Source organism: Pseudoalteromonas sp. Z1A8 (assembly GCF_011378855.1).
Taxonomy (GTDB): domain Bacteria; phylum Pseudomonadota; class Gammaproteobacteria; order Enterobacterales; family Alteromonadaceae; genus Pseudoalteromonas.
Genome location: NZ_WTLB01000019.1, coordinates 34,648 through 58,776 on the forward strand (window position 1 = coordinate 34,648; position 24,129 = coordinate 58,776).

General features: G+C 38.2%; 18 protein-coding genes. 3 read left to right on the forward strand and 15 right to left on the reverse strand.

The genetic code is table 11. The features are described 5' to 3' along the window. Nucleotides 1-457: 457 nt before the first annotated feature. From GQR55_RS09390 to GQR55_RS09425, 8 genes are all read right to left on the reverse strand, one after another. A complete protein-coding gene (locus tag GQR55_RS09390; protein WP_166420374.1) occupies nt 458-1,468 on the reverse strand; it encodes an alpha/beta hydrolase in 1,011 nt (336 codons plus the stop codon). Nucleotides 1,469-2,336: 868 nt separating this feature from the next. Beyond that, nucleotides 2,337-2,936 carry a DUF6624 domain-containing protein gene (locus tag GQR55_RS09395; protein ID WP_206012064.1) on the reverse strand — a complete coding sequence of 200 codons (600 nt, stop codon included), beginning with the start codon at nt 2,934-2,936 and terminating at the stop codon, nt 2,337-2,339. A gap of 112 nt (nt 2,937-3,048) precedes the next feature. Next, entirely contained in the window at nt 3,049-3,333 is a 285-nt protein-coding gene (locus GQR55_RS09400; RefSeq protein WP_166420375.1) for a hypothetical protein, read from the reverse strand. 110 nt (nt 3,334-3,443) lie between these two features. Next, nucleotides 3,444-3,719, reverse strand: coding sequence for a hypothetical protein (locus GQR55_RS09405; RefSeq protein ID WP_166420376.1), 276 nt, complete (start codon nt 3,717-3,719; stop codon nt 3,444-3,446). A gap of 775 nt (nt 3,720-4,494) precedes the next feature. Further along, nucleotides 4,495-7,338, reverse strand: coding sequence for a PQQ-binding-like beta-propeller repeat protein (locus GQR55_RS09410; protein WP_166420377.1), 2,844 nt, complete (start codon nt 7,336-7,338; stop codon nt 4,495-4,497). Between the two features lie 463 nt (nt 7,339-7,801). Then, complete coding sequence (locus GQR55_RS09415) at nt 7,802-8,182, reverse strand: STAS/SEC14 domain-containing protein (protein ID WP_166420378.1); 381 nt, start codon at nt 8,180-8,182, stop codon at nt 7,802-7,804. A gap of 142 nt (nt 8,183-8,324) precedes the next feature. Further along, on the reverse strand, nt 8,325-9,017 hold the full coding sequence (locus tag GQR55_RS09420) for a cupin domain-containing protein (RefSeq protein ID WP_166420379.1): 693 nt from the start codon (nt 9,015-9,017) through the stop codon (nt 8,325-8,327). Between the two features lie 51 nt (nt 9,018-9,068). After that, nucleotides 9,069-9,689, reverse strand: a complete 621-nt coding sequence (locus GQR55_RS09425) for a glutathione S-transferase (protein ID WP_166420380.1) — start codon at nt 9,687-9,689, stop codon at nt 9,069-9,071. Between the two features lie 227 nt (nt 9,690-9,916). On the opposite strand from GQR55_RS09425, the gene GQR55_RS09430 reads away from it, so the two are divergent. After that, the gene (locus GQR55_RS09430) at nt 9,917-10,441 is read left to right on the forward strand and encodes a TetR/AcrR family transcriptional regulator (protein WP_166420381.1); all 525 of its coding nucleotides are present in this window, start codon (nt 9,917-9,919) and stop codon (nt 10,439-10,441) included. Between the two features lie 107 nt (nt 10,442-10,548). On the opposite strand, the gene GQR55_RS09435 is transcribed toward GQR55_RS09430, so the two are convergent. The 5 genes from GQR55_RS09435 to GQR55_RS09455 all read right to left on the reverse strand — a co-directional run bounded on the left by GQR55_RS09435 (nt 10,549) and on the right by GQR55_RS09455 (nt 17,478). Next, entirely contained in the window at nt 10,549-12,018 is a 1,470-nt protein-coding gene (locus GQR55_RS09435) for a carbon starvation protein A (protein ID WP_166420382.1), read from the reverse strand. 270 nt (nt 12,019-12,288) lie between these two features. Beyond that, nucleotides 12,289-13,206, reverse strand: coding sequence for a carbohydrate kinase (locus GQR55_RS09440; protein ID WP_166420383.1), 918 nt, complete (start codon nt 13,204-13,206; stop codon nt 12,289-12,291). A gap of 2 nt (nt 13,207-13,208) precedes the next feature. Beyond that, a complete protein-coding gene (locus GQR55_RS09445; protein ID WP_166420384.1) occupies nt 13,209-14,732 on the reverse strand; it encodes a mannitol dehydrogenase family protein in 1,524 nt (507 codons plus the stop codon). A 69-nt stretch (nt 14,733-14,801) separates the two neighbouring features. Next, nucleotides 14,802-16,523: a hypothetical protein gene (locus GQR55_RS09450; protein WP_166420385.1), complete on the reverse strand. Its 1,722-nt coding sequence runs from the start codon at nt 16,521-16,523 to the stop codon at nt 14,802-14,804. A 280-nt stretch (nt 16,524-16,803) separates the two neighbouring features. Further along, nucleotides 16,804-17,478 (reverse strand): HAD family hydrolase, encoded by a 675-nt coding sequence (locus tag GQR55_RS09455; protein ID WP_166420386.1) that lies wholly within the window; start codon nt 17,476-17,478, stop codon nt 16,804-16,806. A gap of 417 nt (nt 17,479-17,895) precedes the next feature. Between GQR55_RS09455 and GQR55_RS09460 the strand changes: the two genes are divergently transcribed. Both GQR55_RS09460 and GQR55_RS09465 read left to right on the forward strand, forming a co-directional pair. Further along, on the forward strand, nt 17,896-19,422 hold the full coding sequence (locus tag GQR55_RS09460) for a catalase (protein ID WP_166420387.1): 1,527 nt from the start codon (nt 17,896-17,898) through the stop codon (nt 19,420-19,422). Nucleotides 19,423-19,522: 100 nt separating this feature from the next. Further along, a complete protein-coding gene (locus GQR55_RS09465; RefSeq protein ID WP_166420388.1) occupies nt 19,523-20,038 on the forward strand; it encodes an ankyrin repeat domain-containing protein in 516 nt (171 codons plus the stop codon). A 72-nt stretch (nt 20,039-20,110) separates the two neighbouring features. Here the strand turns inward: GQR55_RS09465 and GQR55_RS09470 are convergent, their stop codons facing one another. Together GQR55_RS09470 and GQR55_RS09475 are read right to left on the reverse strand one after the other, a co-directional pair. Beyond that, nucleotides 20,111-23,266, reverse strand: coding sequence for a M1 family metallopeptidase (locus GQR55_RS09470; RefSeq protein ID WP_166420389.1), 3,156 nt, complete (start codon nt 23,264-23,266; stop codon nt 20,111-20,113). After that, on the reverse strand, nt 23,260-24,123 hold the full coding sequence (locus tag GQR55_RS09475) for an ABC transporter ATP-binding protein (protein WP_166420390.1): 864 nt from the start codon (nt 24,121-24,123) through the stop codon (nt 23,260-23,262). Before GQR55_RS09475 ends, GQR55_RS09470 begins: the two co-directional genes overlap by 7 nt. Nucleotides 24,124-24,129: the final 6 nt, after the last annotated feature.

Below are 24,129 nucleotides of genomic sequence, written 5' to 3' on the forward strand. Positions count from 1 at the left end.
GTCACGTTAATTTTCTTGTTGCACAAATGATTGCCAGCGGTTACGGCAATGCAAATGGCGTTATATGCAATATCAGGTTGGTAGTAAGCTCCTTTGCCTTGTGTCCAATCAACAAAAACCTTGTTAGGAATAATTACTTTATCTATTCCTTTTAAAACGTTGCAATGGCTGGTTTAAGTATTCACCTTTCATAAAATTACCCTAACTCATTGAGATGGTCGCAAACGATGAGAAGTTCGAGGAAATAAAAAAGGCGTAATTTGCACTTCTAAAAGAACCTTTAAAATAGCTGAGAAAGGTATTAACACTAAAAATTACAATTTAGTTGTTCCGTACAACCTGCACCCAAATACAAACTGCGAAAAGCTAAGTGTCTTACTTTATTTGCTTCAATAGTTAACGTGATATCCGTGGGGATTTGAGTAAAAATTTTATGCTTACGTAAACTCACCAAAAATTAAAGAGATAAAAAATCCAATACTGCACGATTTACTTGCTCAGCTTGATCGACTGTTAAAAAATGTCCCGCATCTTGAACCTGTATAGTTTGAACTTTTTTCAGCATTTTATTTGCCCTCTCAAGACTATCTTGATTGTTCATTATGTCATTATCACCAATCATAACTAGTGTAGGCTGAGTAATTTGTTGGAGCTGCTGATCTGAAAATGGTCGCATTTCGGTAATTAAACCTGGTACAGGATTATCATCAAGTGCTGCCACATATTGATCCAAGTAAATAGAGTTAATCAAGTGCACTTTGGTAGACAAAGTTTTTAAGCTCTCTTGAACCTCATCGCGTACAGGGTTTAACGTAAACAAAATACTCGACAATAAGTCACCGCTTAGCTCAATCCAACCGAACGTTTGCGCAGGGCTAAGCAACACCAAAGCTTGAATGCGCGACATTTCATTATTTGATTCTGCTAGTGCAATAGCAGTCGCCTGCCAACCTCCCCGCGAGGCACCAACTAGATTTATCGAGTCCAATTGCAATAGATCAAATAATTCTTGATACCAACTTACCACTTGAGTCATTCCTGAAATATCGGTATCAGCAAGTGAGCCTCCAGAACCAAGTAAATCGTCAATGGCATAAACCCGATAGTGTTCGGCTAATGCCGCTATATTAGGGTACCACATAGCTGAGTTCGCTTGCATACCATGCAATAGAACAACAGCCTCAGCATCTTCTGGCCCTGCTACAATAACCCGAGCCTGACCAAGTGAGGTAGGAATACTAAGCTCGCGATAAGCTACAGGCCACAAACTTAAAGCACGACGATAAAGCTGCTCATTAGATAATGTTTTAGCCGATAGCTTTTGTAACTTAACGTTCTCTATATGACGTTCAGGTATCAAATAAGCCTGTTGCTCAGGTGCCACTGTTACTTTATCGTCAAACCAATCGCACCCAACCAGTAATGTCAGTGTGGTAAGTATCGCAAACGTGCCTTTCCAGATTTTCATCTACATTCCTGTATATAAGATGCATTAGTATTTTTAGTATGAGGGAGAGTTTGGCCCTGCCTATTTACTTGTATTAAAATCATAATTCGTTATGTTACTTTTAATGTCTCAATCCTATCTAAAAATTAGCCTCGACTCGATTGTTTAGTGGTTTTCTAAGCTAAACATCCATCTTAATTTAAAAAATAAGATAATACTTCTAAATTTGTTTTTTAGCCTGGGTATTTGTCTTTTATTGCTTGGTTGCTCTCATCTAATCAATTAAATATGCCATTGTTGCTATTAAACCTGAATTACACGCATGAAAATAACTGCAGTGATGCAGGCTTGGTGCTTATTAATAATTTCAAATGTTATGCGAGTAAATTTTTACAATTACTCACATTAGTTCGCCAATGTGTAATGCGGCGGCTACTAATAACACCATGTGCATAGCCCAGAAAAATAATCTTTAGCATTACCGAGAGTGGATACACCGCCGCGCCCGTTTTGTCGTTGTTATACCACGTGTCAAAGCCTGACAAGTCGATTTTATTTTCGACAATATAACAAAGGGCATACTCAAAGGTGCCAGGCAAAATTTGCTCAGCAAAATTGATAGGAATGAATTTATTTTGACAGGATAAGTCAGGCTTAACTTCTCACCCAAAGAAAGTGCCATAACGGTTTACCATAGGTGAATAATATCTATTAGATCACAGCGAATAGATGGATTAAAGGTTAAAAAGCAATCAATTGAATGTAGTTGGATACGTTCCTAAAAAGAGTAATTCTACAGCCTCAATGCCCTGTTTACAGGCAATAAAATAGTTGGTTAAAATTAGCGAGCCAACTGTTTTTTGTCCTTGTTTAACAGCTTATATGGGCATTAATTCAAGTCTATTTCAGGATGTTCTTTAATCCCGTACATTTTTTCCATTATTTTTAAATAAAAATCTAAAGGGAGCATCTTCATCTTTTCACGACGTTTATCTACATTAGTCTCATCTTCTATAGGGCTAAACACAACTTTACCTTCAGTCACATTAGCTTGAGTACCATAGATTTGTTTCTTTCCTTGTGCAATAAGAACTCTATCAGTTAAAAGGGCAACTTGTTGTCCGCTAACACCTTCGCCATTCAAATATGATTGTTTTAAATAAGGAAGCATTTTTTCTTTAAATGCAACATCAGGTGAATGCTGGATGACTAAAAATGCGGCACCAACTCCCTTAACCCCGACTAAATCCTTTGTAACCCATGAATGCTTTTTGATGATAGTTTTAAGTCTTACTGTATTACTATTATCTATTTTTATCATTTTCTCTAGGAGTTCTTTAGGTGGGTTTTGCCACCCTACCTCACCTATTTTGTTTCGAATATGTTGATCTTCGACCTCCATTTCAATTAGTTCTTTTTGCAGAGGAAGGTTAACTTCAGCAAAAGAATAAAAAGGTATTATCAACAGTAATAATAGGTAACGTATCAATTGAACTCTCCTTGTACATATAGTTGCCCCAAGCAGGGGATTTTTTGAGCGTTTTGCAGTGAGTAAAATTCCCGCTAACTTGGCTTGTTAGGTTGCTGTTTTACGACAAACACTATTGAGCCTCGATGCTGTGATAGTCGGCTGATTTTTCGTAACAATTGACACATACAACAGACATTTTATTAAATGCTCGAAACTTCTCAGTCATACCATCTTCCTCTTCAAACTCCGCTTCACATTTAGAACACCAAGCTTGGAGATCATTAGGTTCGCTTGAGTTCTCAATAAAGCCTACGCGCTCACCTTCAAGCTTCAACAAATGGCAACATACAACGGAAGCAACTCTCTTCCCATGTTCGCCACAATCAACATACATTGGTTCAATCTCGGTGCTCATCTGCAACCTAACGCCCATATTAATAGGCAAAAATGGTTGGCTAAAATAAGTGAACGTAGTGAACAAAAAGCCAACTGTTTTTTGTCCTTGTTGAATTGCTTATATGGCAATTACTCAACACAAAAAGAACTTGAGTTTACCGAAATAACATCACCAGACTGCATTTCTATTTTAAACGTATTACCATCTTGGCTAATTGTATTTACAGATGCTGATTGTCCGCAAGGACTTTCATTTGGAATACATACATTTGTACAATCGCTAAACTTAATTACGATATTTTCTAGATGCAATTTAAAGCTTACAAGCGTTAAAGCATTTACCCAATCAAATTCAATATTGATTAGAGTTGCATCATGTAAATTTAAATCTGTAAAATTAGCCATAATCGCCTTGCCATATAACGAGCCTGTAGATTAACTCGCTTTTTATTTGTTTTTATTGATTAATAAACCATAGCTGAGTTCCTATTTTGGTTCAATTGATTACTGTATTTTTACGCAGAATATAGAAGTATTTGATATTGTTTTAATTGGCGTTTTGGAAGGGATTAAGGGTGCTTGAGTAGCTTAAATTTAGGTTAAAAGGGCTTCCCCTTCTTAATGTATCGTATTTTGCAGCTTTTCTATATTATGAACAAGGTAATACAGCTGCCGCACAATAAATTAAAGGCATTCACTTTCACCAGGCCCCGTAAGGTCAATTTATTCATGCCTTAAATCACTGTAATATTCCGCTTTCTATTTGAAGAAAAGTAGGCTCTATACGGTCAAGTCATTTGGCTTTCTTTAATAAACAGCTGTTGTCGAGCAATTGGTCTGTCTATTTTTACTTTCATTTTGTCTACATAGCTCAGCTTTTTGTGTGATTCATTATTTATAAACACTAAAGGCAAAAAGAAAGACCTGAGCCAAATTATTAAGGCTGTACTTAACATTTTTCTTAAGTACTTAACTATGACATCCGTGTAGGTAACAAAGGAGCATCTTCCCTAGAAAAAACCAAAGGTCAGCGCGCTCTAAAATAGCAGCGCACTATAAGTAATATTTTATATACATTAAGGTTTCTTTATCACGTAAACTTTAATCAGAGTAATTAATTTTATAGTACTATATTTTGTAAGCTCCAAAATATACGGTTTCTTTTATTGCACCCATTTTTCTATAATCGTTTTTCTAAAGTGATATCTAAAAACCTAAACCCACCTGTAGGTAACTGAACATTAATCTTCCCATTTGTGATTTTAAACTCATCCCCTGACAAAATATCTTTAATTTTTTTAGGCGATATAGTGTTAAAGGTTACCTCAGCTAGTGCTGTTTGTGGATTAATATAACCACCATCAACCAAAGTTAAACGTAAGTTAGTCGGTGAGGTTTGCGCGACAACCCAAGCTACATTGCCCTTTACTGTAATGGGTAATAGCTTTGATTTATCCTTAATACTTTTTTCTACCGTTTTATAAAATTCTTTTGCTGGAAAACGTTGTTTACCATCTGCAGAAACATACTCTCTACCGTCAGTTAAGTACTCTTGCATAATGTTTTTATAAATAGGGTGTAAATGATCAACTAAAGCACCTCTAGCTGCTTTATCATCAGCGAATACGCCCTTTTGTGGTGGTGTAATTAACACTAAACCGTTTGGGTATTGAGGTAAGAAACCCAAACGCCTTTCTTTAACACCTGCGGCATAACGTGAAAAATCCCACTCAGTCACAGGAGCCCCAGGCCATGAGCCATTTAGTCGGCTGAATACCATTGGATTTTCATCTTCGACCTTTTGATCATACAGCGACGTTGTTTTAACATTATTCCCTTCATCTAAATAATGATTATCTGGTGGCAACATGCCAATATTTACAGGTGAATAGCTTAAAATTTCATTAGGTTTAGGTATGTACAACGCGCCTTTGCCAATTAAATCCCAAAAGGTTTTCATGTGTGTTTGGTCAACAGGAAAATTATTAATATAAGTCGCGCCATTGGCTGCACTATAGATGTACTGTCGCAGAGCATGATTAGGCAACATTTGATGCGAATTTTGTCTTAATCGATCATAACTTGTGTTATCTCGAGCTAAACGCGCTCCCCAATTGTTAACCGAACCACTAGCCCACAAACCGACTCTACCGGCAATGCTTAATTCCATCGATTTATCAGTAGTTTCTTCCATTGCAGGTACAAAAACATCGGCGAATTCACCGGAAATTAGCCTTGACCACCCTTTTTTATAAACCATTGATTGCCAGAACGTGTGCTTGTTCCTTAAAAACAAGTTGCCGTTGAGTTTTTGTGCCGCCTCCGCTAAAGGAAACATAAAATCTTCTAACATTATTTCAAAATCTTTATCGTAGTGAGCCACTTCAGGAAAAATTAAAACAGATTTTTTCCCATTGGCTACTTTTAAGGTTTTAATATGAGTATCTAAACTACGGTAGTATGGATCGTTACCATGACCGCCCCAATAGGCTGCACCAACATCACCGCTATAGAGTTGTTTGGCTTTTTCTAATATTTCTGCTTGCGATAAATCATATTTTTTTCTTCGGTCACGTTTATTTTGATAAACCTTGTTCGGTATTGCAGAACGATCCCAATTTTCAGTACCCAGGTTGCCTGAATCAAGAAATATAGGGCTATCGTATTCATTCGTGATGTGTTTAACCACTTTCTTTGATGTCTTATTTATATCAGACATTAAATATACAGGTAATGGTTTATGTTTATATGTCGTTTCTTGGTAATGCGTTAACTGCTGGTTTACCTTGTCAATATTATTCAAAATAGCAGCAATTTTTCCAGGAGGATTTAAGTTTTTAAATTGATTATCCCATCCTTTTTTCGCAATATCTAAAACGTGAATGCTGCTACCACCACTTTGACTACTGGCTAAAATAATTTTATTTGTTGCAGGGTCTTTCCACATATCGTTATACGAATACTTTCCTGTAACCACATTAGTTTTAGTTTTAGCTTTTTTCATAGTGGCAGGAATAATAGTTAAACTATTACCGTAAAGGATAAATATACTTTTTTCACCTTGATATTCAACTAGTTCGGTTTGAGCTATTCGATAACCAAACTTACCGAATATAGGTGATATTGTTTTTAATGGAATAACGGTTTCAGACTTTGTTTTAGGATCATATAAGGCGATGCTTTGGTTTTTCATTTTAGTGCTGCCCAAAAGCACCTCTTGATTTGCGTCGTCATCAATATCTACTACACGTATATCACCAATGGGTGAGCGCATCGCTTTTAATGGGTCAGCAATAAATGGCTTATCTGTGAGTGGTTTAAATAAATATATAGCGCCAGATCCTTGCATTGAATTAACAACACCTAGCACCGCTAAAACATCACTACCGTCGGCTTGTTTAAGTGCTCTTAAAAAGTTGATTGAGTGACGTTTCGCTGGTTGAGAGCGCGCCTGAGGGTTATCTTTGGTTGCTTTGTTTGGGCGCGATTTTTCAATTGAATAAGTTGAAGATGCAATGGTTTTTATTAACTTACCTTGAGTGTCTAAATAATAAAAATTATTATCAAAACCACCGGCGACCACATATGAAGTATTATCTTTTTTTATAGCGGTAACAGAGTACATAGGTGCATCATTAATTTTAAATGACCATTTCAATTTACCTTTGTCGGATAAACAATACACATGACCATCTGCATTAGCGGTCAATATTTCATCATTACCATCACCGGTAATATCTTGTGTCCAAACATCATGGTTCATAAAACCAGACAATTTATTTTCCCATAAAACTTTACCGTCATAATCTACTGCAAATAAAGTCCCCTCGTAACTTGAGCCTACGATGTATGAGCCAGATTTGCGATTAGCTGATCTCACTTTACTAATAGTGTATGGGGTTTCAATACTATACAACGCAGGCGTTACATCAGGCCCTAATCTACTAGGACTAGCGGTAGTGCAACCGCTTGTTAGCAATACACATAATACAAGGTATGACATTTTTTTGATTATAGTTTTCATTTTTATCCCTGAATTAAGTATTTACTCAAACATTTGATATTTCTATTATGCGGAAGGATTAAACAAGAGAACCACTTTAATTACTATAATTAAATAGACAAAGCCGAGTCACTAAATTTACTTTTGGACTAAGCGTTCATCTTTTTACTGAACTAGACTGCCACCCTAATGAAATATACAAAACGGTGCCATTAAATTTAATTTTAGATTAATAATTTATCTTTTATCGCCGGGTTATTTCATTTCATCCATTAAATAAGTCATTAGCGCTCTTACTACAAAACAAGACTGTTGTGGTCAACTAATTCCGGACAGTGGGTTAAGTTTGTCTTCTGCTACAGCAGGGGCAAGCATTCGATTATAGCTATATGGCCCGCGCCAGTTATAGTAATTCATCAAATAACGTTACCCATAAAGAAAAAAGCACTCTATAAGAGTGCTTTAATTTAAGTTTTCAATCAGGCTATTCGTCTAGCCAATCTATGGCTGCGGTAGCATTTTCAAAGTATTGAACCTCACCCGATATGAACCAGTTGCCTATTTTGGCCATTCGAGCTTGCCACTCTTTATTACCGTAAATGGCTACTTTTTTAAATTCTTTAGAGTGCTTAATACCTAACTTGAGGTCGTCCCACGCTGCGCGTAGTTCCCAGCCTTCAAGTTCACTGCCATCTATTAAAACATTTACTACAGGATGATTAACTTCGCTAAGTGCTGAATTTATCATTGGGGTGATTATTTTATAGTCGTCGTGAGTAAGTGTACCAACGGCTTTAAGTTTTAAAAAAAACTCTCGTCCTGCACGTTCAAGACCAATAGATAAACCATGTGTTGTGTGTACCATTGCCACTCTCCTTAAATAGTAAGTAACAAAAATACACCTTCTAAAGTTAATTAGTCCTGAACTAAATCAATAAATAGTCCTGAACTGGATCAATAAATAGTCCTGAACTAGATCAATAAACAATCTCAAATAAACTACTCAATTATGCGTTTTGTACGCGGGATATCTGGTTTTCTACATCAGTTAAATGGCCAGTTTTAAGCCATACTTTTGCACCATTACTTCCCGCTTTAACATTAATAGTGCTATTAATAGGCACTCTTAACCAACTGTTTTTTACAAGGGTATCGGCTTGCTCATCTAATGAGCCTTCTAGTACTAAGAACTCTGCTCCACCTTTTGCGTTTATAACCATGCAGGCGTTAGGCTCAAAGTGCAATAAGCTTACCTCTTCAAAGTCGTCTTTATATAAAGGTGTTACGGCTACATTTTTAAAATGTGGATGCACCGTACTTTGCATCAAGTCTGTTTGCAAACGCACATGCGTTCGATCCTCTGGCTGAAACTGCCATAACTTTACAAATATAACGCAGCCATTTTCAGACCCCGGTTTGTGCTTTGATTGCGGCGGGTTACGGATATAGGAACCTGCCGGAAAATCGCCATGCTCATCTTGAAATACACCTTCTAGCACAACAAACTCCTCACCACCTGTATGTACATGTGGTGAAAATTCACTGCCCGGTGCATAACGAACAATAGTTGTTGCGCGGGCAACTTCGTCGCCCACCCGGTCCAGCGCTCGCCTATCAACGCCCGCCATTGGCGATGCAACCCACGGGAGTGTTTCGCTATGTACTACAACTCGTTTACTAAAATCGGCAGCAATTTTCATATTTGGCTCCTAACCGGTGTTTTACTTAAACCCTAACCTAAAACAAGTAAATTAAGCAGCAACACTTGGGCGTTTTGCTACTTTTTCTTGCCATGCTACTAAATGGGTTAACTCATTTGGGATTGCTATTTGTGCAAATCCAGCAAATACCAGCCCAGCATACAATGTAATATCAGCAATACTAAACTGCTCACCACCAACAAATGCTGATTGCGCTAATACATCATTAAAATAGCTAAACCCTTGGCGTGCCTTTTCACCTTGTTTTTCACCCCACGCTACGTTTTGATACGTTTCTAGCTCTGGGCCTAAACCATCAGTTGCATGATGAAAGTAAGTTGCCACAGCGTCAAGCACCATAGATTCTGCACGCTTTTGCATCATGTTAATTACTGCACGCTCTTTTGCGGTTTCACCCATTAGCGATGGACCTTCAAACGCGGTATCAATGTACTCAGTAATAGCCGTACTTTCTGATATAAACGTGCCGTCATCTAGCTCTAATACGGGCACACCGGCTGAAGGGTTTTTAGCTAAAAATGCGTCTGTTCTATGTTCACCATTTAATAAGTCAACAGGTACAAACTCAACATTCGCAGTGGCATTTTTTTCAGCTAAAGCGATACGAACACGAAGTGGATTTGGAAAGTTTTCTACATCATAGATTTTCATAGCAGTCTCATTCTTTATTGTTTAAAAGTTAATTGATGGCAGTAACCTACCTATCGATAGGTAATTTATATTCCTAAATTAAATGTAAGTCAATTTTTAAATTAACCCTTCATTTGGTCATAATTTAATAACCTTTAAAATCATAAAGTTGCTTATAAAAATAAAATGGCTTGTAAATGACTACCTACTGGTCGATAATTTTATTATTGCAATGGGGAAGTATGTAAATGAGTAAAAAAGAAGAACTATTAAAAGCTGCGCAGGATAAAGTACGCCTTGGTGGTTACAGTAACTTTAGTTTTAGAGAGCTTGCGAGCGAAGTCGGTATTAAAAGCGCCAGTGTGCATTACCACTTTCCTACAAAGGCTGATTTAGGTGCAGAGCTTGCTCATCACTATACCAACTCGTTTTTGGCTGCGTTAGGTGAGCCGGACGAGCTAAAAGCGAGCGGTAAAAACCCTATTGAAGTGTACACGCAGCTTTTTAGAGGGGCATTAGTAACCGATAAAAAAATGTGTTTATGTGGTTTGTTAGGTGCCGAAAGCGATAGCCTACCTGATAAAGTACGCCTTGAAGTACAGCGATTTTTTAATCATAACTTACAGTGGCTTAAAGCAGCTCATTTAGCTAATGATGAACCTAATCCCGCCCAAGCTGCTATTAAAACAGTGAGCTTACTAGAGGGCGCAATGATGATAAGCAAAACACTCGACGACAACAGTTACTTTGAACTTGCTACCCAAACTGTTTAATTTAGCTTTAGTTTAGCTTTAATTTAAATATAAAAAACGAGCTATAAAATAGCTCGTTTTTTTGTTTGGCTAAGTTACGTAGTTTACTTTACGCAACTCATAAGTAACTAAACCGTTGTTGGTTTAACTTTATGCTTAGAATGCACAATCACCAAAACAATTAAGCCAATCACTGTAACTACAGCGCCAATAGGTTTGCCATAATCGCTTGATAAGTTAAGACCAATTGCGGCAGTACCAATATAAGAAACAGTAACCGCTGTTGCTATAACAGCCGGAATACTCGCAATCCAATGGAATGTACCACGGTCAAATAAGTACTTAGTGGCAAGCCATAATACGCTTGTAGAAAGTAACATGTTTGAGAACGCGAAGTAGCGCCAAATTAATGAGAAATCGAGCTTCGTCATAAAGTACGCAATAGTAAGTATAGGCACCGCTACCAATAAGCGATTACGTAAACTTTGCGGAATATTAAACGCATCAACAACGGTTAAACGTAGTGAACGGAACGCTGTATCACCAGAAGTAATTGGGAACACGGCTACAGCAATAATTGCCATTATACCGCCAAATACACCTAAGTAAGTATTAGCTACATGGTTTACAACTAAACCTGGACCACCTTGGTCAAGTAATGTTTTTAAGCCAGCGTAACCATCTGGGAACGCTGCAATACCAGCAAGTGCCCATACACAGCCAACAATACCTTCACACGTCATAGCACCGTAATAAACTGGGCGTACGTATTTTTCGTTAGTTAAACAACGCGCAACAATAGGTGCTTGAGTAGAATGAAAACCACTAATAGCACCACAGGTAATTGTTATAAATAACAATGGCCATGTTGGTAATCCGTCGGGGTTTGGCTCTAAAAAGTCATGTGCGTGGTCGGCTTCAAAGTAGGCTAAAAAGTCACTTGGTATCGGTAAGTGCGGCGCATTAATTAATAACGAAACAGCAATTGCTACTGTCATTACAATCATTAGCGCACCAAAAATTGGGTAAAACTTAGTGATAATTTTATCAATTGGTAGCAAGGTCGCTAAAAAGTAATACGCTAAAATAGCAAGCACCCAAAAGGTGTTGTTTGCCAGTATAGTACCTTCAAAAAAATCAAGGTTACTTAGCAAACCTGCCGGGCTCATAATAAATACTACGCCTACAAAAAATAGTAGCATGGCAGTAAATATAAGCATAAAGCCTTTAAATACGATGTTGTAATAATGGCCTGCGATTTCTGGTAGGCTTTTACCGTCTTCTTTTATACTCATTACACCTGAGAAGAAGTCGTGTACAGCGCCACCTAAAACATTACCAAGTACAATCCATACTAGTGCGACTGGTCCGTATAAAGCACCTAAAATTGGGCCAAATATTGGGCCTACACCAGCAATATTTAAAAATTGAATTAAAAATGCACGTACAGGGTGAATAGCTACGTAATCAACACCTTCGCTAAAGCGTTTTTGTGGTGTTTCGGCAGTTGAATCCAAACCGGCTTGTTTTTCAACAAATGGGCTGTAAAACTTATAGCCCAGTATTAAAATAGTGAGGCAGATAAAAAAGATGATCATAAAGCACGTTTCTCTTTTTGTATTTTAGTTATAGAGCGCATTGTGTGTCGCCCCGCCTTTTCAATCCGTGAATAATCGACGAACAATAACAAAGCTTTACCCCGCAAACAATAAGACGTTTAGCTAATACTATAGTCGATATAAGCCACTATTTACGCAACCTGCGCACTTAACGTTCCACATTGAATATTTATTACACACGTCTTATTTTGGGCACAAAAAAAGCGGTTAAACTTTTACGTTATAACCGCTTTCACACACAATGTTTTTTTAAAGTGGGTTCATAAACTCACTAATTTGTTGATGCGTTAAAGTAGGTGTTGCACCAGAACTTTCGGCGACCATAGCTCCAACGGCACATGCAAAGTCAACGGCATATTGCGCATCGTCGTTGCTACAAAGCTGATAAATTAACGAACCTAAAAACGAATCCCCTGCGCCAACAGTATCAATTACGCTAATTAAATAACCTGAATTATAAAAATTCTCGCCTTTGATTGTTAATAAAGCACCGTGACTACCTTTGGTTACACATAAGTAATCGGTATTTGTTTGCTGTGCTATAAACGCTAAATTTTGTTCAAGCGAATGAAACTTACAACCCATCGCTTTAGCAATTTCGTATAGCTCTTCATCGTTTAATTTAATAAAATCTGCTTTATTCATTAAATCTACAAGTGTTTCTAGCTTGTAATGCGGTGCACGTAGGTTTACGTCAAATACTTTAAAGTTTGCTACATCAACTAGTTCATTTAATGTTGCTAAAGACGCTTCGCTTCGCCCAATTAGGCTGCCAAATACAAATACATCGCTACTTTTAACTTTACTAAGTAACTCATTGTTAAGCGCTATATTATCCCACGCAGTGTCTGCCACTATTTCATAACTAGCTGAGCCACTACTGTCGAGTGTTACCTCAACCGTGCTAGTTTTTTTGTCACTATTAATAGCAATGTATTCGCAGCTTACGCCTTTGCTCGTAATTTCGCTTAGTAGCTCAGCGCCTAACTCGTCGTTACCAACAGCGCTTAACATGTCGGCTTTAATGCCAAGTGAGTTAATACGCACACACATGTTAAGTGGAGCGCCACCTAAACGTTTACCTGAATCAAAACAATCCCACAGCACTTCGCCAAAGCAGCTTACGCTTACGTTTTCGCCTGATTTATGATTAATTAAAATACTCATAATTAGTTACTCTTTTGATCAAGTACGTTATTCATAATGGCTTTAACTTTACTTGCAGGTGCATATAAAGCTTCAATATTATTTTTGTAATGAATAGTAAATTCATTTTGCTCGCTTAAGTTACCAAATAAACTAGTAAGCGATAAAAATGCTAGCGGCTGTGTATGAGTTTTAACTGCGGCTTCATGCAGCTCACTTTGCATTGCATCAATGACTTCTAACTTATTGCCTTGCTCATCAACTTCTTTATCACTGTAAAAACACCATGCAGCAATTACAAGCGCAGCAAGAGAAACATCACGCCCTTGTGCTAGGTTTTCGTTAATAGTAGCAATTAAAAATTTAGGAAGCTTTGCGGCACTTTCTGAGCAAATGCGCGAAAGGCTATCTTTAATATTAGGATTAGCAAAACGCTCAATTAACGTATCTTTGTAGCTTTCAAGGTCAATACCTTCAAGTGGTTCAAGATTTGGGGTTACTTCTTTATCCATAAAAGCACGCAGGTATGTGGCAAATAATTCATCAGATACCGTTTCGTCAATAGTGCCGTAGCCATGGATTGAACCTAATAAACCAAGTACTGAATGCCCTGCATTAAGTAAACGTATTTTCATGGTCTCATAAGGCGTTACATCAGTAACAAACTGTGCACCAACAACATCCCAATTTGGACGAGAGTCACTAAATGTGTCCTCTATTACCCATTGTGTAAACGACTCACAGGTAATTGGCCACTCGTCGCTAACACCATATGCATCAACCACGTAATCAATATCACTCTTTTTAGATACCGGTGTAATACGGTCAACCATCGCATTTGGAAACGATACGTTTTGTTCAATCCATTCACTTAGGTCTTTGTCTTGCTCTGTAGCAAAGGCTAAAAGCATTTTGCGTGTTACGTTACCGTTGTGCTGAATGTTATCGCACGACTGCACAGTAAACGCGCCTAGGCCTTGCTCTTTACGCAGTTTTAACGCAGCAGCAATGTAACCAAACGCTGTAATTGGGTCGTTCGGGTTATTAATGTCATTAATAATATCTGGGTTGTTGTAGTCAAACTCGCCCGTTGCAGGGTTAAAGTTATAACCGCCCTCGGTAATAGTAAGCGACACAATTTTAGTATCGCTGTGCGCAAGTTTATTAATTACCGCTTGCTTGTCCTCTGGGGCAAACAAAAAGTCGATCATTGAACCAATAACTTTATTATCTATTTTTCCGTCTGGGTGTCTAACAGTAAGCGTATAAAGGTAATCTTGCTGCTTTAAAATATCACGCAGCCCACGGTTACCTTCTAAAAGGCCAACACCACAAATGCCCCACGGCTCAGAACCTGGCGTTTTTAAAAGCTCGTTAATATATACCGCTTGATGGGCGCGATGAAAACCGCCCACACCTATATGTACTATGCCCGCTTTAAGTGCGCTACGATCGTACGTTGGTGTATCAACATGGCTTGGTAATTGAGCCAAGCTCTGTTGGTTTAGCCCTGTTACAAGAGCGTCAGTGTGTTGGTGTTGCGTCATAGTGCGGCCTTACTCAAACAAAAATAAAATGTAAATTATGATACGAAACGAATATTTTAAGCACCGTAATTACGATGCTGTATTTAATACCTTATGGCGTTTTAAAGACCAGTAAGCTGATGCAAAGTAAATAACAGTACAGATAAAACACACTATTTCGAATTGCGATTTATTCTCACCGTATATGCTCATTGTTTCGCTAAAAAACATCACTTGGCTGGCAAATACAAAAATAACAAATAACGAAATAGTAGAGATAGCATTAAGCACCTTACTAAACATAGAACTATCTATAACTGGTTTTGGAACATCTTTAGCTTCTGTAGCTTGGTATTCTTTAATTGCTTTTAGCTCTTGCTCGTCTGAAGCAATCTCTTGAGTGTAATCTTCACCTGCACCGTATTTTTTAGCTAATAAAGTATAAATAACGATTGTGAAAATCCACGTAGGAATAAATAAGTAGTAAAACGACATAACATCAATAGCATTTAAGCCAAAACCAAACACAAGCGCCAGCGCCCAAGAGGCAATAGCCGGTACACTGCGGGTAATATTTTTATACTTAGCCCAGTAACGTGTTAAACCAATTTTAGGAAATAACACATGCTCAGCAAATACAATGCCGCCTACTGGTACTACTAATAAACCAGCGTAGGTAAGTAGCGGTAGCATTTGTGAAAATACAAACGGGAAACACGCAATAATTACGGTTACAACACCTACAATAGCGGTTGTGCGTTCACGTGATTGATTAACAAATATAGATTGTGCTGCAAGGCCTGCACGGTAAAGGTTTGCGTTAGCTGTAGTCCAACCGGCAATAATTACAATAACAAAGCCAGTCCAACCTAATGCATGGTATGCAACATCGCCCGGATCAAGTGATGAAATAGTTGTTTTAAGTAATACCGCAACACCTGCGCCCATAATACCGGCAGAGATCCACGCTAAGTAATGACCAAAAAACATGCCCACGCCAGAAAACAAGCCATAGCTTTTGCGTTTAGCAAATCTAAAAATAGCCATGTCGATTAAACCAAAGTGAGTAATTGAGTTAGCAGCCCATGCAAAGCCAATCACTTCTAATAGGCCAATGCCTTTTTCGCCATCGGCATTGGTGCCCGTCCATATGGAGGAGTCGCCTATGGTCATAAAGTCGCTAAAGCTAGTTAAAGAGGTAGAACCTAATACGTGATTTGAAAGCTCAGGGAATAACGCGAACGAACCTGCAATAAATATAACAAATAGCCACGGCGCACACAGCTTTGAAAAGTCAGCAACCGTAGAAAAGCCATACATCGCCACAAACACAACAATAGAGCCAACAGCTAAAACAATGGCTACAAACCAAAAGCTATTTGGATACCAATCAAGTTGTGCAGGTATATCAAACAAAAACCGCACGGCGGTGGAGGATACCGTGATCATCGCGGCCGATATAACACTAAAAATAACCACGTTAGCCCAGTTATAGAGCTTGGTCATTGAGTTACCAGCAATTTTATTAAGGTAGTTATATAAACTTAAGCGAGTTTCAACAGCTATAGGCGCGGTAATTAACCACCAAGAACACATGGCTAAAAGGTTACCTATTAATAAACCAAGTAGAATATCAATAGTTGAAGCGCCCAATGCAACAAACGTTGCACCAATAACAAATTCAGTAGCTGCAACATGTTCGCCAGCATATAGCCCTGCAAAATGTTTCCAACCGTGTAATCGGTTATTAGCAACAGGAAGCTGCTCTTCGTTTACATCTTTAAATGATTGTGTGTGTGGACTCGTTGCCATGGTATTTCCTATTGTTAACAGCAAAGTATTTGATACCAATCAGCATAACTATTTGAATAATTTAATAAGTTAAATCACTCTATATTTAAGCAAATTGGTATAGTACCTACATACTTTGCCTTTTATAATTTGGCTTATAAACGCATGATGTTTTGCCATGTTTTGTTTTATTTTTAGTAAAGCAAAACCATCTACATTTATATTTTGTGTTTGCTTGCCTGTCAGTGAGTAAGGCGAGCAAATCGCGTTTAAAACTTTGTGTATTTAAAAAGCTGCGTGTTTACTGCTTTTTAAGTGCAGGGTATGCACTAAAAAAATCTTGCCAATGCGTTAAATGATCAACATTTGGGTAAGCACTGTGCACATGATTAACAGAGCCTTGCATATGTTGCCCACCGCTGTAATGCAGTACTTGCATGTTGGCGTCAATTCCTGCATTTACGCCGGCTTTACTGTCTTCAATCACTAAACAATGCTCTGGCTTTACACCCATTTGTTTAGCTGCATGTAAAAATAAATCGGGTGCTGGTTTGCCACGCTTAACTTCGCTGCTGGTAAAAACCGTATCGCTAAAGTACTTACTTAAACTCACTACGCTCAACGCTTTTGCGGTGCGTGCTGGGCTGCTGCTTGTAGCTATACAAATAGGCACAGCTAAATTGTTAAGTACGTCTTTTATACCGTCAGTCGTGGTTAGTGATGTTTCAAATTCGTTTAACAGTGCCTCGCGGTAGTCACCTTCAAAGCTCCTTGCAAGAGTGATATTAAATACATCCGCTATTTTTTGGCTTACTGTTTTAAAGTTGCAGCCCAAAAAGTGTTGCTGTACATAAGCACGGTCAATCTCAATGCCTTTTTTAACAAGCATATTTATTAACACTTGCGCGCTTAAAATTTCGCTATCTATAACAACGCCATCACAATCAAATATCACTAGCTCAATTTTAGAATTCATCTTGTCACCTTATTAAAACTGTTTGGTTTAGCTAATTTAAGTATAACGAGTTAAGCGCGATTAATAGTGTGCAGCTTTTTAGTGCAACTTAATAATGAGCATAAGCTCATGAGTTGAGCATATTCCCTTTATTGCACGAATATGTCAACACACTGTAAGTATAAAACGCACCAGCTTGGTGAAAATACACTCTGATAAAACTAAAAATCGTTGTATTTAATCAACTTTATAAAAATGCCTATCGACTAAGGTCGTAGATGGTAAGGCTTAAAAGCACCTCTGAAATTTATTTCATCTATTTTACAAATCATATCAATCTAATTAATCAGTTTTACCGAAGTTAATAAAATCAATACTATCGTTAACAGATTCACAGCCTGCACCACTGCCGGCACTTTTAAATAGATGAGGTCGACAATGAATACTCAAATAAACAAAACAAAATTAACACTAAGTGCGCTAGCACTTGCAATGGCATTACCGGCAAGCGCAGCAACAACTCTTACTAAAGATAACGGCGCAGCTGTTGGCGACAACCAAAACTCGATTACTGCTGGTGAGCGCGGCAGTGTATTACTAGAAGACGTACAACTAATTCAAAAACTACAACGCTTTGCACGTGAGCGTATTCCTGAGCGTGTTGTTCATGCCCGTGGTGTTGGTGCACATGGTGTGTTTGTAGCATCTAAAGAGTTAGACGATTTAACAATTGCAGCCCCTTTTTCAGAAGTAGGTAAAGAAACAGACGTATTTGTTCGCTTTTCATCAGTAATTCATTCTAAAGGCAGCCCAGAAACACTGCGTGACCCACGCGGCTTTGCAATTAAGTTTTATACTGATGAAGGTAACTGGGATTTAGTCGGCCTTAACTTACCGGTATTTTTTATACGTGATGCGATTAAATTTCCAGATATGATCCATTCTTTGAAACCATCTCCGGTAGATAACATTCAAGATCCTAACCGTGTATTTGACTTTTTCTCCCACGAACCAGGTTCTACACAAATGCTAACGTGGGTTTACAGCGACTACGGTACACCAGCAAGCCTTCGTAAAATGGACGGCTGGGGTGTTCATTCTTACAAAATGATTAATAAATCGGGTGATGTTAAATACGTTAAGTTTCATTGGGTAAGCCAACAAGGCATTGATAACCTTGACGCAAAAGAAGTAGCAAAGGTGCAAAGTAAAGATTTCCAGCACTTAACTCACGATTTATACACTGAAGTTAATAAAGGTAATTTCCCTAAATGGGATCTGTACATTAAAACGCTTGATCCATCACAGCTTGATAACTTTGATTACAACCCGTTAGATGCAACAAAAATGTGGTTAGATGTAAAAGAAGTTAAAGCGGGAACACTTACGTTAAACCGCATGCCAACTAACTTCTTCCAATCTACGGAACAAGTAGCTATGGCGCCATCAAACATTATTCCGGGTATTGAGCCTTCAGAAGACCGCTTATTACAAGGCCGTGTATTTTCTTACGCAGACACACAAATGTACCGCCTAGGTGCTAACCACCAGCAATTGCCAATTAACCGTGCAAAAGTTGAAGTAGTTAACTACAACCAAGACGGCGCAATGAATTACGGTAACACTACAGGCAATGTAAACTACCAGCCAAGTCAAGAAAACGTTGCTGAAAACCCAATTGCACGTAGAAGCCAAACCGAGCTTAAAGGCTACGTACAGCAAGCCGCGATTAAAAAGCAACAAAACTTCGCGCAAGCCGGTGTTTTATACCGTGGTTTTAGCAAACAAGAACGTACAAACCTAATTAATAACCTAGCAGGCGATTTAGGTAAAGTGCAAAACAGCAATGTTAAACACAAAATGCTTAGCCACTTTTACAAAGCTGATACTGAATACGGTACACGCTTAACTAAAGCCGTAAATGGCGATATTAAAATAGTTAAACAACTAGCAGCTAACTTATAAGCAACTAGTTAAAAGCAATTAGTCCCAACTAAATAGCTATTTAAACCGCAACCATGAGGAAGGGATAATCCCCTTCCTCTTTTTATACAAGGCAATTGTTATGCGTAATTTATTAATTATAGTCGCCCTAATACTGAGCTTTACCAGTAGCGTTTACGCTCAAAATACTCCCGATACACAAACATCCGGCACACAAGCTGAAAACCAACACTCAGCACAAACTCAATACGACAGCTTATTTGCTTATTACTTTGCCGCAGCTCGTACAAACGATACAGCCGTAATAGAGCAATTTGTAGATGCCGGTATTCCTATCGACAGTTACAACAATAAAGGTTACACCGCATTAATGATTGCCACTTACCACGGTAATAAAAACACGGTTAACACGCTTTTACACTTAGGCGCTAATGCTTGCATGGAAGATAACCGGGGTAACACAGCACTTATGGCCGCTATATTCAGAGGTGAATTTAGTATAGCTAAAACACTCGTATCACTTGATTGCGACAACGCGCATCAAAACAAAGCAGGTCAAACGGCAGAACAATTTGCACAAACATTTGGTCAACAAAAAGTTATAGAGTTACTAGCAAAGGTAAATAATGGAAAGTAATCTGCACGCAACAAAAAGCCCTAAAATAATAGGGCTTTTGATTTACTAAATATATGTTCAAATTAAACGTACTTACTCTAAAAACAGTGTGTTTATTAAGCTTTCTTGTTCTTTTCCAGCTTCATGTTTTAATGCTCGTATAAAATCCATAGAATTGGCGGGACTGTTTGGATAACCATGATTTTTCCAAACCAACTTGAGCGCATTAATAATGGGTTCATCCCCAATAGCAGCGCGTAGCTTAGCAAAGACAATGGTTGCTCGCGAATATTGGTCAAAGCTTTGTGTAGCATCAACTAAGGCTGATCGCTCCTTTATGTTCATCAACATACTTTGCTCGTAGCGTGTTGTTTCATACTCAACCAGCGCTTGCATTGTCGCTTTCCCATAACGCTGCTCTATAACAACAAGCTCAATATACTTTGCCATAGACTCCACTAAAAAAGCGCTATCTGAAAATACCCCATTACCAATATCATGGCCAAACCATTGATGCGCGGTTTCGTGAACTGCACGGCGATAGCGTTGATCAAAGCCTGCATTAGCGCTTGGCTTTGATCTAAAACCAACACTGTCTTCAATAAGTATAAGTTGCGGCAATGCATAACCTGTAGCACCAACACTAGGCGAGCCTATTAAACTCAATTGTTTTGCTCTATAAGGGCTTATATTATTAAGCCATTTTATTGTATCGCCCATTGCGCTGAGGTTTATAGCTATAGACTCCGCTCGTGCTGGCTCGTTTTTATCTTTAGCAAACACGTTTAACATCACGCCATTTTGCTGCTTGGTAACAGGGGAATAAGGCACCGTCACCCAAGCTGGGATTGCATTTATGGGTGTACGAGTCTCAAAATGAAATATTTCGCGGTCATCTTTGCTGGTACGTGATATTTCCTCTCCTTGGGTTATAACCTGATAACCACTTGTTGTACTCACTTTACTCGACATAGTAAGCCACTGGTAATGAGTACTTGCTTTCACCGTTTTAGCAAATAGCTTCGTGGGTCTAATAACCGACTTCACTTTAAGTGCGTGTTGCTGACGAAGTATAGGATCGGTTAATTCATAATTACCTTGATAGCCAACAGTCGGCAATAAAGGCACTGATCGTATATAGCTAAATTCAGGGGTTATTATCTGATGGCCTCTTACTGGCCAAAGCTTAGCTTGATGAACATCAAACCGTGTAACTAGTTTACGTATTTCTCCAGGCTGCATTTCATTCTCAAACTTAAACACAGCTTGATTAAGCAAGGGAAAGCTTTTAGCCCTTTGTGCGCCATCGATTTCAATATCGGCCCATTTATAAAAACCAGAGCGCCCAACCAATATCTCTTTAATAGGGGCTTGATGGGTGTTTTTTAAGGTATATATTAAGGAAAAATGAGCTTGCTGCTGATGCGGATAAAAGTCTACATTAGCATCAATGTGAACAATTTTTGGCTGTGCTACATTGCGCCATTGTGAGAATGCTTTTTCGTATTGTGCTTTAAATGCCTCGCGTTTATGCGAGTTGGTTAAAGGCTTCTCCTCTACCAGTCTTAAATGTAATTGAGTAAATAGTGCCACAGTGATAAGTAAAGGAATAAGTAACCAAAAATGTTTAACCCCCATTACTCTTCGGCTCAACCCGGCACCTCGGTGATTAAAAATACCCGTAATTATAACTAAACTTATACACGCCGCTAACCAAACTGATATATAAGGCCAATAACTACTTATACTTGCACGATAACCCGAAAAGTTATCAGGTGCCTGCAAAGGCGTCCAACCAACACTCCACAATGTATGCGTAAGACCAAGATAAGTCATTATCGGTGTAAATTTTATCAGTAAAATAACAGCAATTAGCAAACCCGCAATAAGCTGCGAACGACACAAATTAAATACACACAAAAATACACACGCAATAATGGCAAGCACAATTGCCATCAAAAATAAAATGGTTAAATGTACTTCAAATTGATATGCACTGTGTAAAAACCACTGAGCTGCACTTGCCCCTAATAAGCTCATTGTTAAAAAAACCAATATCATAGTACCTAGGACCAATAACTGACTGTTTAAAAAGTAATATGTTTTGAGCGGTGTGGCAGCGATCAGCTCAGCTATATTATAGTATTTAGCAAAGCAGCTTACTTGCCAGCTCCACAAAGCCATTAATAAAGTGCCAAACAACAATTGCATATCAAATGCATAATAGCTAATTGCATCAAGGCTTGTGGTGCTCATAACACTCATTGGTTCAACATAACCAGACGACGAGGCAACACTATTAAAAACCATCACCGGCCAAACAAAAATAATCAGTAAAGTAACAGGGTGTGAAACCAAATTAACCAGCGTAGTTTTGTATAAACTGGCCATCATCAAAAATGGCTTTTGCGTGACTCTCGCTGTTTTATATTCAGCGGGTTTTAACGTATTGTAACGAATGTATTCGTTAGTATTTTTACTTTTTTTACTCTTTAATAATGTGTGTTTTTTATTTTTACTAAAAGTAATATAAAAAATACCAACAGCAAGCATACTCACAACAACGCGATTAATAGCAAATGAAGCCCCTAATGAATTGGTTAAACTGTTTATTACGGCTGTGTATGCAAAAGGGTCAAGCCAAACAAATAATGTATAAAAGCGATTGCTTATAATACTACTTCCAGCAAGCATTGGATTTCCGGTAATACTTGCAAGCATTATGTAGCCTATCCACAACACTGTAAAAACAACATAATTGGGTAATGAATTAGCTGATTTATGGCAAACAAAAAAGGCAACCACAACTAAAAAGCAGCTATTTGGTAACAACACTAAAAAGCTATTAAATACAGTAAAAGAAACCATATTTGGTATATAGCCCAATTGCCTTACATGCATGTATATCATTACTAAATTACTGATTAAGCTGATAATAAAAACCAAGCAAATCAGTAAGCATACCCTTGCTAAACTGCGCTTAAATAAACTAGTTTGCGTAGCATAAATAAGCTCCTGCATTGACGCGTGCTGATCTCGTAAAAATATAACGGGCGCTAATACTCCTACAAGCACAGGTAACTGCATCATTTGTAGCATTGTAATATTTAACTTAAATTGTTTTAACGAATCAACTTCAACTGCTGCAAGCCCAGAGGACAACATAACCGCAAATACCAAAGGGATAATAATGCACAGCCAAACAAGTGGTTGGCGCACTGCATATCGCCACTCATTAAAAATTAACATGTTTGACTCCCTTCATTAAGTGCAAAAAAGTACTTGTCTTGAAGCGTAGCGGGCGAGTTTATTGCATTTTGTGCAGGAGCCGTGTCTGCATACACACGAAATGACGCTCTACCATAGCGATGGCTCTTACTTAATACATACTGATTCGGTATGCCCGTGGGTAAACTTTCGAGCTGCCAAATCTTACCTTCTAAAGGAACTAGTAAGTCTTTTACGTCACCGCTTTGTATGAGTGCTCCTTGATCTATAATGGCCACGTAGTGACATAAATTTTCAACATCTTCAACAATATGGGTCGATAACAATACCAACCTATTTTGACTAATACTAACGAGTAAATTATTTAAACTTTCTCGCTCCACAGGATCAAGCCCAGCAGTGGGTTCATCCATAATAATTAGCTTTGGGTTGCCTAACAAAGCCTGAGCCACGCCAAAACGCTGCTTCATTCCTCCCGAAAAATTAACAACTTTTTTATTAGCAAACTGAGTCAAATTGGTTAGTTCAAGTAAACTATTAATTTGGTTTTTGCGCGCATTACCACCTATGCCTTTTAATACGGCAATATGCTCAAGTAACGCTCGACAACTCATATTGGGATACACACCAAAATATTGTGGTAAATAACCTAGCTGCGATCTAAGCGCATCTGGTTGGCTAATCACATCAAGGCCATTAAAATTAATATGCCCGGAGTCGGCATTTTGTAAACACGCGAGTGTGCGCATAAGTGTTGATTTACCCGCTCCATTAGGGCCAAGTAGACCGACCATACCGGCGGGTAGAGTGATCGTCACATCATTCAAAGCCTGCGTACCATCTGCGTATTTTTTGTTGATATTTTTCAGTGTAAGCATTAGTTT